13 protein-coding genes and 1 pseudogene are annotated in these 12,331 nt (G+C 74.6%); 5 read left to right on the forward strand and 9 right to left on the reverse strand.

Features of this window, described 5'->3' with window-relative positions; genetic code table 11:
- Positions 1-47: 47 nt before the first annotated feature.
- Both AB0I41_RS19290 and AB0I41_RS19295 read right to left on the reverse strand, forming a co-directional pair.
- A complete protein-coding gene (locus tag AB0I41_RS19290) occupies positions 48-944 on the reverse strand; it encodes a universal stress protein (RefSeq protein ID WP_357109085.1) in 897 nt (298 codons plus the stop codon).
- Between the two features lie 156 nt (positions 945-1,100).
- Entirely contained in the window at positions 1,101-3,743 is a 2,643-nt protein-coding gene (locus AB0I41_RS19295) for a cation-transporting P-type ATPase (protein WP_357109087.1), read from the reverse strand.
- Positions 3,744-3,919: 176 nt separating this feature from the next.
- Between AB0I41_RS19295 and AB0I41_RS19300 the strand changes: the two genes are divergently transcribed.
- The gene (locus tag AB0I41_RS19300; protein WP_357109090.1) at positions 3,920-4,336 is read left to right on the forward strand and encodes an Hsp20/alpha crystallin family protein; all 417 of its coding nucleotides are present in this window, start codon (positions 3,920-3,922) and stop codon (positions 4,334-4,336) included.
- Positions 4,337-4,395: 59 nt separating this feature from the next.
- On the forward strand, positions 4,396-4,866 hold the full coding sequence (locus AB0I41_RS19305) for a cyclic nucleotide-binding domain-containing protein (protein WP_357109092.1): 471 nt from the start codon (positions 4,396-4,398) through the stop codon (positions 4,864-4,866).
- 89 nt (positions 4,867-4,955) lie between these two features.
- Here AB0I41_RS19305 and AB0I41_RS19310 read toward each other — a convergent pair whose 3' ends face one another.
- From AB0I41_RS19310 to AB0I41_RS19320, 3 genes and pseudogenes are all read right to left on the reverse strand, one after another.
- Positions 4,956-5,246 carry a hypothetical protein gene (locus AB0I41_RS19310; protein ID WP_357109095.1) on the reverse strand — a complete coding sequence of 97 codons (291 nt, stop codon included), beginning with the start codon at positions 5,244-5,246 and terminating at the stop codon, positions 4,956-4,958.
- A 292-nt stretch (positions 5,247-5,538) separates the two neighbouring features.
- Positions 5,539-5,991: a hypothetical protein gene (locus AB0I41_RS19315; protein WP_357109098.1), complete on the reverse strand. Its 453-nt coding sequence runs from the start codon at positions 5,989-5,991 to the stop codon at positions 5,539-5,541.
- 11 nt (positions 5,992-6,002) lie between these two features.
- A pseudogene (locus AB0I41_RS19320) lies at positions 6,003-6,425 on the reverse strand (putative PEP-binding protein); the annotation flags it as partial.
- Between the two features lie 47 nt (positions 6,426-6,472).
- On the opposite strand from AB0I41_RS19320, the gene AB0I41_RS19325 reads away from it, so the two are divergent.
- Positions 6,473-6,976: a GNAT family N-acetyltransferase gene (locus tag AB0I41_RS19325; protein WP_357109101.1), complete on the forward strand. Its 504-nt coding sequence runs from the start codon at positions 6,473-6,475 to the stop codon at positions 6,974-6,976.
- A 9-nt stretch (positions 6,977-6,985) separates the two neighbouring features.
- Positions 6,986-7,618, forward strand: a complete 633-nt coding sequence (locus tag AB0I41_RS19330) for a hypothetical protein (RefSeq protein ID WP_357109104.1) — start codon at positions 6,986-6,988, stop codon at positions 7,616-7,618.
- Positions 7,619-7,732: 114 nt separating this feature from the next.
- Here the strand turns inward: AB0I41_RS19330 and AB0I41_RS19335 are convergent, their stop codons facing one another.
- The 4 genes from AB0I41_RS19335 to AB0I41_RS19350 form a co-directional block, all read right to left on the reverse strand.
- Complete coding sequence (locus AB0I41_RS19335) at positions 7,733-8,044, reverse strand: PRC-barrel domain containing protein (RefSeq protein WP_357109107.1); 312 nt, start codon at positions 8,042-8,044, stop codon at positions 7,733-7,735.
- The gene (locus AB0I41_RS19340) at positions 8,031-8,411 is read right to left on the reverse strand and encodes a hypothetical protein (protein ID WP_357109110.1); all 381 of its coding nucleotides are present in this window, start codon (positions 8,409-8,411) and stop codon (positions 8,031-8,033) included. Before AB0I41_RS19340 ends, AB0I41_RS19335 begins: the two co-directional genes overlap by 14 nt.
- Positions 8,408-9,634, reverse strand: a complete 1,227-nt coding sequence (locus tag AB0I41_RS19345) for a divalent metal cation transporter (RefSeq protein ID WP_357109113.1) — start codon at positions 9,632-9,634, stop codon at positions 8,408-8,410. The genes AB0I41_RS19340 and AB0I41_RS19345 overlap by 4 nt, the downstream gene beginning before the upstream one ends.
- A gap of 250 nt (positions 9,635-9,884) precedes the next feature.
- Positions 9,885-10,268, reverse strand: a complete 384-nt coding sequence (locus AB0I41_RS19350) for a PaaI family thioesterase (protein ID WP_172894699.1) — start codon at positions 10,266-10,268, stop codon at positions 9,885-9,887.
- Between the two features lie 106 nt (positions 10,269-10,374).
- Between AB0I41_RS19350 and tyrS the strand changes: the two genes are divergently transcribed.
- Positions 10,375-11,658: a tyrosine--tRNA ligase gene (tyrS, locus tag AB0I41_RS19355; RefSeq protein ID WP_357109123.1), complete on the forward strand. Its 1,284-nt coding sequence runs from the start codon at positions 10,375-10,377 to the stop codon at positions 11,656-11,658.
- The last annotated feature ends 673 nt before the right edge of the window (positions 11,659-12,331 follow it).

A 12,331-nucleotide genomic window follows, 5' to 3' on the forward strand; every position in this document is an offset into this window, starting at 1 on the left:
GGACCGGCGGGGGGGGGGGGGGCCGGGGCCGGCGCGGACGGCGGCGGTCAGGACCTTTCGGCCTCGCGGCGGTGCCGGACGATCGCCAGCGGACCGTGCGAGTGGTGCAGCACCGCGTGGCTCACCGAGCCGAGCAGCATCCCGGTGAAGGCACCGCGGCCGTGCGCGCCGACCACGGTCAGTTGCGCCGCGGCGGACTCCGCCACCAGCACCCGGGCCGGCGCGCCGTGCGCCACCCGGTGCCGCACCGGCACCTGTGGGTACCGCTGCGACCAGCCGGCCAGCGACTCGGCCAGCACCCGCTGCTCCTCGGCGGCGAGCGCGTCGACGTCGTAGACCAGCGGGAGCATGTCGCCGGGACCGACCGGGGTCGGGGTGAGCCAGGCGTGCAGCGCCACCAGTCCGGTGTCCCGCAGCGCGGCCTCCTCGAAGGCGAACCCCAGCGCCTCGGTGGACAGGGCCGAGCCGTCGACGCCGACCAGCACCGGGCCGTCCGCCCGGGCCTCGCCCTTGACCACCAGCACCGCACAGCCGGCGCGGGCGGAGACCTGCACGGCCACCGACCCGACCAGCAGCCCGGCGAAGCCGCCGAGCCCGCGGTGGCCGAGCACCACCAGCACCGCGTCCCGGGACTCGCGCAGCAGCACCGGGGTGGCCGCGCCGTCGACGACCTCGCCGGTGACGGCGACCTCGGGTGCGATCTTGCCGGCCTCGGTCACCGCGTCGGCGACGAACCGTTCGGCCTCGTGACGCAGGCCCGCGTCGGGCGGGGCGGCGGGCACCGGGCCCAGCGGCGTACCGAACAGCGGCCAGATGAACGCGTGCACCACCCGCAGCGGACGGTGCCGCGCCGCGGCCTCCCGGGCGGCGACCCGCACCGCGTCCAGGGCCGGCTGCGAACCGTCCACACCCACCACCACGGGAGCACCGGATCTGATGGTCATCACGTCCTCCTTCGTTCGTCTCCAACTCTTGTCCGCCGCCGGCTACCCGGACAGGGGCGGTCGGCCCGGGCCCCGGGGCGTTGGTCCCGTCCCGTGCCCGGCCCGGCGACCTCGACGGTGGGCCGCCTGGTGGGCCGTCGCCGAGGTCGTCGCCGGTCAGCCGACCGGCTCGTCGTGCCGGCCGGCGACGCCCGGCGCGTCGACCGGACGCCGGGGTGTGGGCAGGGTCTGCGTGCCGCCGGGGCGGCGGCGGGCCAGCCGCAGGGCGAGCCCGGGCAGCGCGCCGACCGCCGCGCAGCCCAGCAGGACACCCGGCCCGAGCGGGTCGGTGCCGAGCAGTTCGCGCAGCGGGTCGAGCAGCACCCCGCCGACCTGTAGCAGCGCCGACCCGGCGACCGCGACCAGCAGGCCCGGGTTGGCCCGGCGGGCACCCGCCGGCCGGGGCGCCCGGACCGCCAGCGCCACCCCGAGCTGGGCCAGCCCCAGCACCACGAACACCACCGACTGCCAGGGCAGCTCCTGGTCCGCGGCGACCACGCCGGCGCCGAGCACCACGGCGGCGATCAGCGCGCCGGTGACCAGAACGTCCCGGCCGAGCCCACCGCCGAGCACCGACTCCTGCGGGGACCGGGGCGCGCGGCGCAGCGTGCCCGGCTCCGCCGGTTCCGCGCCGAGCGCCACCCCCGGCACGCCGTGGGTGAGCAGGTTGACCCAGAGGATCTGCGCCGGCAGCAGCGGTACGGCCAGCCCGAACAGCGGGCCGAGCAGCATCACCGCGATCTCCGCCACGCCGCCGGACAGGGCGTAGCGCAGGAACCGGCGGATGTTGTCGTAGATCCGGCGGCCCTCGCCGATCGCGGCGGCCACGGTGGACAGGTCGTCGTCGACCAGCACCAGGTCGGCGGCCTGCCGGGCGACCTCGGTGCCGCCGCCCATCGCCACCCCGATGTCGGCGCGGCGCAGCGCCGGGGCGTCGTTGACCCCGTCGCCGGTCATCGCCACCACGTGTCCCCGCGACTGGAGGCCGGCGATGATGTCGAGCTTCTGCTCCGGCTGGGTCCGGGCGAACACCCGCGCCTGCGGGTGCGCCGCGGCGGGATCGTCGTGGTCACCGCGGACGAGGGGGTCGCCGTCGCGCCAGAGACCGAGCTGACCGCCGATCGCGGCGGCGGTGGCCGGATGGTCGCCGGTGACCAGCAGCAGCCGTACCCCGGCGGCGTCGAAGCTGTCGGCGATCTCCGGGGCGCCCGCGCGCAGCGGGTCGCCGACGGCGACGAGCCCCACCGGGCGCAGCCCGGCCGGCGCGGCCGGGTCGGGCGCCGCGTCCACCAGGGCGGTCGCGACGGCGAGCACCCGCAGCCCCTCGCCGGCCAGTCGGTGGGCGGTGGCGGTCAGTTCGGCCACCTCAGCGTCGGAGGCGTCGACCAGCGGCGCGGCCAGGATGCTCTCCGGGGCCCCCTTGCACACCACCAGGTACCGCTGGTCGCATGTGCGGTGCACGGTGACCATGCGGCGGGTGGCCTGGTCGAAGGGGTGCTCCGCGACCCGGGGCCAGGCGGCGCGGGTGGCCTCCGGATCGAGACCACAGCGGCCGGCGAAGGCGACCAGCGCCGCCTCCAGCGGGTCACCCACCGCGCCCCAGTCGGGGCGCTCGTCGTCCGGCGTCGACAGCGCGGCGTCGCTGCACAGCAGCCCGGCCCGCGCCAGCCGGCGCAGCTCCTCCGGTACGGCCACCGCCGAGCCGCCCCGGTGCACGTGGCCGTACGGGGCATACCCGCTGCCGGTGACCGCGTAGCGCGCCCCGTCGGCGGTCACCGCCTGCTGCACCGCCATCCGTCCCTCGGTGAGCGTGCCGGTCTTGTCGGACGCGATCACGGTCACCGAGCCGAGCGTCTCCACGGCGTGCAGCCGGCGCGGGATGGCGTGCGCCCCGGCCATCCGGCGGGCGCCCAGCGCCAGCGCCAGGGTCACCACCGCCGGCAGCGACTCGGGCACCGCCGCCACCACCAGGCTCACCGCCGTGATCGCCATGTCCGCCACCGGCCGGCCGCCGACCGCGCCCAGCACGAAGACGAGCGCGGACAGCACCACCGCGACCAGCCCGAGCAGCCGGCCCAGTCCGGCCAGCCGGCGCTGCAACGGGGTGGCGGCGGGCCGGGTGCCGGCCACCAGGGCGCTGATCCGGCCCAGCGCGCTGGCCTGGCCCGTCCGGACCACGGCGCCGGCGCCCCGGCCGGTGGTGACCACCGTCCCGGCCAGCGCCTCCCCGCCGGCAGCGCGCCCGACCGGCACCGCCTCGCCGGTCAGCGCGGACTCGTCCAGGTGCAGCCGGCTCGCCTCGGTGAGCAGCAGGTCGGCCGGGACGACGTCACCGGCCTCGACCCGGACCAGATCTCCCCGGACGACCTCGGCGGCCGGCACCAGCAGGTCGCGGCCGTCCCGGACCACCCGGGCGGTGGGCGCGGCGAGCTGGTCCAGCGCGGCGATCGCCTGGTCCGCGCGGACCTCCTGCACCACGCCGATGGCGGTGTTGACCAGCACGACCAGCACGATCACCGCGGTGTCCGGATAGTCGCCTAGCACGGTGGTGACCACGGCCGCGGCGAGCAGCAGCGCCACCAGCGGGTCGGTGAGCTGGTGCAGGACGCGTACCGCCAGGTGCCGACGGGGCGGCGGCGCGACCGTGTTGGGACCGTCGACGCGGAGCTGGTCGGCGGCCTCGGCTGCCCGGAGCCCGACCGGGGCGCCCCGTTCGCGGGTGCCCTCCCGTGTCCCGCCCCGTTCGCCGGTCGTCGTCACCGCTGCCTCCCCGCCTCGCGCGGCGCGTCGGGGCACGCCGTCCCCTGCCACCGTCCCGCCGTGCGCTCGCGTGGGGCAGAGGCGTTGCGCCCGCCGGGCCCGGGACCATCGGCCCTGACGCCACCGGCCGGCGCGGAGTGGGATGAGGGTCAGGACAAGCGACAAGGAGGTCGACGATGTCCACCGTCACGAAGTTCCGGGGCGGCGCGCTCGCGCCGTTCGACTGGACGAATCTCTCCTGGTTCCCGCTGCTGGCGCCGACGATCCGGGTCGAGGACTACCTCGACGGAGACCGGTACGTGGTCCGCGCCGAACTGCCGGGGATCGACCCGGCCAAGGACGTCCGGATCACCCGCACCGGCGAGCACCTGCGGCTGGACGTGGTGCGCCGGGAGGGCCACGCGGACAAGGTCCGCTCCGAGTTCCACTACGGATCCTTCTCCCGCCTGATCCCGCTGCCGGCGGGCGCCAAGCCGGAGACCATCGCCGCCCGGTACGCCGACGGCATCCTCCAGATCTCCGCGACGGTCGGCGGGACAGAGCCGACCGCCCAGGAGATTCCGGTCACCGTGGAGCACGGTGGGAAGCGCTGAGCCGACAACCGGGGCCCGGCGGTTCGCCGGGCCCCGCCCGAGGTGAATAGGACCAGGCCATGACCCCGCTGGACATGCTGCGTGAGCACCCGTTCCTGACCGGGCTGCCGCAGGAGTGGTTGCCCCCGCTGACCGGGTACGCCCGGCCGGTGGTCTGGCATCCCGGCCACCGGGTGTTCCGCGCCGGCCAGCCGGCGGAGCGGTTCTGGCTGGTCCGGGGCGGCGAGGTGGCGCTGGACTTCCCGGTGCCGGGGCGGGGCGACGTGGGCATCGAGACGATCGGCCCGGGCGGGGTGCTCGGCTGGTCCTGGCTCTTCCCGCCGTACCGCTGGCAGTTTGGCGCGGTCGCCGTCCGGCGCACCACCACCGTCGAGTTCACCGCCGAGGGAGTGCGCCAGTTGATGGAGACCGACGACGCGGTCGGCCGGCAGCTGACCACCCGGTTCATGAGCGTGGTGGTGGACCGGCTCCAGGCGTCCCGGGTGCGACTGCTGGACTTGTACGGCTATCCGACGTCGTCGGCGAGCTGATCCGCCCGCCCCCACGGTCGCCGGACGGCCTCACCCGTGGCCGCGCCGTCCACCGATCAGGGTACGCGCGGCGAGCGGGACACCGTCCGCTATCCGTCGCCGTCCCGCGCCGGGTCGGCGCGCCGGTGCACGACCAGCTCGTCCACCTCCAGCCGGCCGATGCGCAGCTCCCGGATCACCGCCCGGCGAACCGCCAGCCGGCCGACCGCCAGCACGCCCAGCGCGGTCGCCCCACCGGCGAGGGCGGACACGGCCAGCGAACCGGTCGCCGCGGCGCCGATCACCCGGGCGCCGACGGCCAGGGCGCCGGTGGCCGCCGCGGCCACAACTCGCGGACCGGCGACGGCCGGTCGACCTCGACGCTCACGTATCGCCCGCATGCGCCGATCCTGCGGGGCGGCGGCCCGCGCCGAGCCGTGGCCGGCCACAGGTCCACCGGCCGGGTGAACGACTGTCGCCCACCGGGTCTGACCGGCCGGCCGCCGGACGGCGGCGCCGTCAGTGCACGGTCAGCCCCCGCTCGGCGAACTGGCCGCGTACCCGGGACAGCAGGTCCGGGGCGGGCGGTGCGGTGTCCGCGAGCGGGAAGCTTCAAGATCCACGCACCTTCACGGAAAGAGTGGCTACTGCGGGTCGTGCCCGTGGGGCGGTGGGCGGGGGCGGTGGCGTGGGTCAGCGTTCGGCGACCAGGCGGTGGGCCCGCAGCACCCGCGCCCACCACGGGCGGCCGGGCGCCGGGCGCAGCGCCGGGGCGGGCGTGCCGCGCAGGCTGAGCCAGCCGCCGGGACCCATGGCCACCGCGCCGATCGCCGGGGGCCGGCGCCGGCTGGCCGCCACCACCGCGGCGGTGAGCAGCGCGACGGCGACCACACCGGCCGCCGCGGCGAGCACCTGGTCGGGGTCGGGCAGCGACCGGTAGCGGACCCGCCCGCCGGCCAGGACGAACGCCCCGACCGTCCGGCCGTCGCGGGTCACCGGCACCAGCGCCGCCGCCGGCGGCGTGCCGGGCAGTTCCAGCACCGGTCCCACGGGTACGCCCGGCGCGGGCGCCGCCGCCGGCTCCGGCGCCCGCCGCGGTGGCGGGCTCAGCGGGGCGGGGCCGGTCGGATTGAGGATCGCGGTCATCGGAGGGCCTCCTAACGGGAGTCGGACGTGCCGGTGGCGGGGTCGACGGCGGCCCGCCCGGCGGCCAGCCGGGCGATCGGCACCCGGTACGGCGAGCAGGAGACGTAGTCCAGGCCGGCGTCGGCGAAGAAGGCCACCGAGTCGGGGTCGCCGCCGTGCTCGCCGCAGACCCCGACGGTCAGCTCGGGTCGGGTGGCCCGTCCCTCGGCCACGGCCAGCCGGACCAGCCGCCCGACGCCCTTGGCGTCGATGCTCTCGAACGGCGAGACCGTGAAGATCCCCCGCTCCAGGTACGCGCCGAAGAACGAGCCCTCCACGTCGTCGCGGGAGAACGCCCAGGCGGTCTGGGTCAGGTCGTTGGTGCCGAAGGAGAAGAAGTGCGCCTCGGCGGCGATCTCCCCGGCGGTCAGCGCCGCCCGCGGCACTTCGATCATCGGCCAGAGGTCCCGGCGTGTCGGTGCGGGTGCGTATCCTGCGGGCCGTGACCGTCGACCTCCAGCTGCGCCCGGTGCGCGACGACGACCTGCCCGACTTCTTCGCCCACCAGCAGGATCCGGAGGCCAACTGGATGGCCGCCTTCGGGCCGGAGGACCCGGCCGACCGGGTGGCGTTCGACGCGCACTGGCAGCGGATCCGCGCCGACCCGCGGATCGTCATCCGCACTGTCACCGTGGGCGGCGAGGTGGTCGGGCACGTGGTCGCCTTCCCGGTGGAGGAGTGCACCGAGGTCAGCTACTGGATCGACCCGCGCCGCTGGGGCCGGGGCCACGCCACCGCCGCGCTCACCGCGCTGCTGCGCGAGCTGCCACGGCGGCCGGTGAACGCCCGCACCGCCAAGGACAACCGCGCCTCCCTCGCCGTGCTGCGCAAGTGCGGCTTCGTCGTGATCGGCGAGGACTCCGGGTACGCCGACGGCCGCGGCGCCGAGGTGGGGGAGTGGGTGCTGGAGTTACCCGCCGAGGCGGCTGACCAGCGCGGCCACTAGTCTCGCGGGGTGAACTGGCTGGAACTCGTCGGCTGGGCCGGCTCCGCGCTGCTGGTCTGGTCCCTGCTGCAGACGCGCATCCTGCGGCTGCGCGCGCTCAACCTGGTCGGCTGTCTGATCCTGATCGGCTACAACGCCGCGGTGCAGGTCTGGCCGATGGTCGGCCTGAACGTCGTGCTCGCCGTGATCAACGTCTGGTACCTGCGGAGGATGCTGGCCACCCGGCACGACGAGCAGACGTACCAGGTCGTCGAGGTGGGCGTCGGCGACCAGTTCCTGGCGCACACGCTGCGGGTGCACGCCGCCGACATCGCCCGGTTCAACCCCGACTTCCGGTGGCCGGCGCCCGCCGCCGAACGGTCGGCGTTCCTGGTGGTCCGCGCCGACGAGGTGGTCGGCGTGGTGCTGTCGCACGCCGAGGCCGACGGGGTGGCCCAGATCGACCTGGACTACGTCACCCAGCGGTTCCGCGACTTCACCCCGGGGGAGTTCGTCTACCGCCGCAGCAGCCTGTTCACCGACCGCGGCTTCCGCCGGGTGGTCAGCCCGCCCGGCATGGTCTCCCCCTACTACCACCGGCTCGGCTTCCGCCCCGAGGGCGGCTCGTACGCGCTCGACCTGCCGGCCCCCGTCCGAGCGTAGGCGGGGCACTCCCGAGCCCGCTCGGGGCACTGGCAAGCCTGCACCGGCCTTGCCGAGCCGCTGCCCGACCAGCGTGGGCGCCGCCGCCGCGCGCGCCGGCCCGGCCGGCCGGACTCAGGGCTCCGGGTCGCCGAACGGGAAGCCGGGCACCGGCGGGAGGAGCTGCACCTGGTCGGCGGGGAGCTGCCGGGTGCCGCGGCTCAGCGCCCGGGACACCGCCCGGATCGGCCACGGCCCGGACGGGTGCCGCTCCGCCCCGATCAGCCGCCCGACCAACCGGCTCCACCAGTGCCGGGTGACGATCACGTCGGTCAGCCGCAGCGGGCCGTCCGGGAAGCTGCCGCGCACCACCACGTCCACCACCCGGCCGAGCCGCCGGCCGTGCAGGTCGTACGCGACGCGGCCGAGCAGCTCACCCGCTCGCACGGTGGGCTCCCGGGATCCGGTCGATCAGGTGCCGGCGCAGCCAGGCCTCCACGGGCGGCCGGGGCAGCTCGTCCCCGCGGGTCCGCAGCCGTACCGCGCTGTCGATCCGCGCGACCTGGGTGAACGGGATGCGCTGCGGTCGCACGGGCGGCTCGTCGGTGAGTCGGTTGGCGACCGCCACCAGGAGCCGGCCGATCCGCCCGTCGATCCGCTGGGCGAGCGCCGCCTGGCCGGTGAGCAGGAACGCCACGTACGGGAGGCCGTCGGCGTCGATGCCGAACTCCACGTCGTCGACCTTGCCGACCAGCAGGCCGTCGGAGTCGACGATCTGCCGGTCGAGCAGTTGCCGGCCGAGCTGGAGCCTCATCGGCCCAGCCCCGTCGCGATGGCCAGCGGGATCGCGGCCACCGACGCCGCCACGATCACCACCAGGAACACCGCCCCGAACAGGTTGAGCAGCCGTCCGTTGACCCGGTCGCCCAGGTACGTCCGGTCGTTGGCCACGATCAGGATCGGCAGGTACGTCAGCGGCAGCACCACCGCGCTGAGCACCAGCATGTACTCGGTCAGCTGCACCGGGTCGATCGTGGTGAACAGCAGCAGCATCCCGAGCAGCACGCTGACCAGCAGCACGCTGTGAAAGCGGGCCGCATCCCGGGGGCTGACCCGCTTGCCCCACTGCCAGCCGAAGTACTGGGCCGCCGTGTACGCCGCCGACAGCCCGGTCTCCAGCGCGGCCCCGAAGGTGACCGCGAAGAACGCCAGCGCGGCGATCGCCAGCCCCACCCCGCCGAACGCGATGACCACCGGCACGGCCACCTGGTCGAGCGTCGACAGCGACATCCCCGTCGGGTGGAAGACCACCGCGGCGGTGGCCACCAGCGACAGGGCGAGGAACCCGCCCACGGGGAAGCCGATCAGCACGTTCGACCGGGCGTTGGCCAGGTCGGTGGCGCTCCAGTTCTCCTCCACCCCGCCGGAGGAGAAGAAGAACACCTCGTACGGGCTGACCGTGGAGGCGAACAGCGCCACCGCCACGAACCAGTACGTCCCCCAGCCCTGCCCGGCCGCCCCCGGTTGCAGCGCGCCCCGGGCCAGCGCGGACCAGTCGGTAGGCAGCCAGAGCAGGGCCACCGCGAACACCACCAGGGCCATCCCGGCCAGCCCGAAGACCCGCTCCATCACCTGGAAACGCATCCGCCACAGCACCAGCCAGACCGCGAACGCGGCCACCGGCGCCCACAGCAGGTAGCTCACCCGCGAGGCCAGCTGCAGGGCGAGCGCCACGCCGCCCAGCTCGGCGGCCAGGGTCAGCACCGTGACCAGGTAGGAGGCGACCAGGTTGAGCAGCGCGACCCGCGGCCCCAACCGCTCCCGGACCAGGTCGAACACCGCCCGGCCGCTCACCGCCGCGATCCGGCCGGCCATCTCCGCGTACGCGCAGATGCCGAGCACCCCGACCAGCAGCACCCAGGCGTGCCCCATCCCGAAGCGGGCGCCGGCCTGGCTCGCCGCCACCAGATCGCCGATGTCGACGAAGCCCCCGATGGCTGACAGCACGCCGAGCGTGACGGCCAGCAGCTTCTTCACGTCGGGTGAGCGTCGGCCGGTGTCATCGAACCCGACGATAGCCGCGCGAGGGCCTTCTTTCCCGGCAAATCGGGCAGCTCCCGTCGTCGCCGGAACGCAGCGTCGCTGTCATCGGGCCGGTCGCTCGTCGCGCGACGGTCACGCCGCCGACGCGGGCCGCCGACGCGGCCTCGCCGAACCCGACGAGCCGGACGTGGCGGGCGGGGCGTACCCGTCACCGGTCCGCAGGGTGCCGGCGGCGGGTCGTCGGTCAGCCGGCGGTGAGGTTCTGCAACCGGACCTGGCCGCGCGAGACCAGCCGCCCCTCCCCGTCGGTGATCTCCACCTGCCACAACTGCTGGCTGCGTCCACGGTGCACCGGGGTGCCGACCGCGGTCAGCTCGCCGTCGCGGACCGCGCGCAGGAAGTCCGTCTGGTTGGACACGCCGACCACCGTCCCGCGCCCGCCGAGCCAGATCGACCCGCCCACGCTCGCTGCGGTCTCCACCACCGCGCAGTACACGCCGCCGTGCTGGATGCCGAACGGTTGGTGCAGCTCGGGGCGGACCTCCCAGCGGATGACCACCCGGTCCGGGCCGACCTCGTCCAACTTCAGCCCGAGCAGGGCGACCAGGCCGCCCGTCAGGTCCGGCATCTCCACGACGTTCCTCCTCGTCTCGTGGAGCCGCCAGCCTAGTCAACCGGCCGGGAGGCCAAACCCGGTACGGCCCGGGGCCCGCCATGGGGGAGAATCGGTGACCGTGACCGACAGCAACCTCCCGCACGGGCGGGACTCCCTGACCGAAGACCTGCGGTGGCGGGGCCTGATCCAGGACTCGACCGGCCTCGACGAGCTGCGCGAGCTGCTCGACGGCGAGACGGCCACCTTCTATGTGGGCTTCGATCCGACCGCGCCCAGCCTGCACGTCGGCCACCTCATGCAGGTCGTCACCGCCCGCCGGTTCCAGCTCGCCGGCCACCGCCCGCTGCTGCTGGTGGGCGGGGCGACCGGGCAGATCGGCGATCCGAAGGAGAGCGCCGAGCGGACGATCAATCCGCCGGAGGTGGTCGCCGGCTGGGTCCAGCGCATCCGCGACCAGCTCTCGCCCTTCGTGTCGTACACCGGGGAGAACGCGGCGCAACTGGTCAACAACCTGGACTGGACCGGCGAGATGTCGGTGGTCGAGTTCCTGCGCGACGTCGGCAAGCACTTCCCGGTGAACAAGATGCTCGCCCGGGAGGTGGTCAGGGCGCGGCTGGAGACCGGCATCAGCTTCACCGAGTTCAGCTACCAGCTGCTCCAGGCCAACGACTTCCTCGAGCTGCACCGCCGGCACGGCTGCCAGCTCCAGTACGGCGGCTCCGACCAGTGGGGCAACATCACCGCCGGCGTCGACTACGTCCGGCGCCGGGGCGCCGGCCCGGTGCAGGCCTTCACTACCCCGCTGGTGACCCGGTCCGACGGGACGAAGTTCGGCAAGACCGAGGGTGGGGCGGTCTGGCTCGACCCCGAGATGACCACCCCGTACGCCTTCTACCAGTTCTGGGTCAACGCCCACGACCGGGACGTCACCCGCTACCTACGCTACTTCAGCTTCCGCTCCCGCGAGGAGATCGAGGCGCTGGAGAAGGAGACCGCCGAGCGGCCGGCCGCCCGGTCGGCCCAGCGGGCCCTCGCGGAGGAACTGACCACCCTGGTGCACGGTGAGCGGGAGATGGCCCAGGCGGTGGCGGCGAGCCAGGCGCTCTTCGGCCGGGGATCGCTCGACGACCTGACGCCGGAGACGCTGCGGGCCGCGCTGACCGAGGCCGGTCTGGTCCACCTGACCGAACTGCCCGACGTGGCCGGGCTGCTGCGCGACTCCGGCCTGGTGCCGAGCCTCAAGGAGGCGAGGCGGGTGATCGCCGAGGGTGGCGCCTACGTCAACAACACCCGGGTGACCGAGGTGGACGGGGTCGTCGCGCCGGAGGACCTGCTGCACGGGCGGTACCTGGTGCTGCGTCGCGGCAAGCGCTCCTTCGCGGGGGTTGAGCTGCGCGGATAGCCGCCGCTTGATGGTGTGACGCGGGACGCGCCCGGCCGAGTTGACGATCAACTCGCCGGGCGCGTAGCTTTCTCTCTGTCAGCGCGGAACGGGCGAAACAGGCGAAAGACCTGCAAGGCCGGAGCGCGGGAATGAGCTTCCCGGGTCGAGGGTTCACCCCTTCGGAGCCGGGGACCGGGCGGTGCCCCGAATCGACCTGGGGGTCGATTTGGTGAGGCGGAGCCGACCGGGTATGGTTCATCGCCGGCAGGGCACCGGGCGAGCGTGCGGGAGACCGCAGCGGCCGGCCTGTCGGAAGCCACGAGGACAGCGGCGGAAGCCGGTCGAATTGTGGTGTCCGGAATTGTGGTGGAAGTGGTGTGGATCGCGACAGAGCGGTTTGACACGGCGGATATCACCGGGTAGCGTAGTAAAAGTGCCCGGCGCGAGAGCGGCGGACGCGGACGATTGAAATGCCCCGGGTCGGGGGTCCTCGTGTGAGGGTTTCCGGGCGGTGTGTGGTTGTTCTTTGAGAACTCAACAGGGTGCTTGATAAGCCAGTGCCAAATTGATTTATACCCCGGACTGGTCGGGCCTGCTTTTGGTGGGTCTGGTTGGTTGGGATTCCTTTGGCAACACTTTTGTTGTCAGGACATGTTTTCAACAGGTTTTTGTTGGAGAGTTTGATCCTGGC

It is taken from the genome of Micromonospora sp. NPDC050200 (genome assembly GCF_040656135.1).
Classification (GTDB): domain Bacteria; phylum Actinomycetota; class Actinomycetes; order Mycobacteriales; family Micromonosporaceae; genus Micromonospora.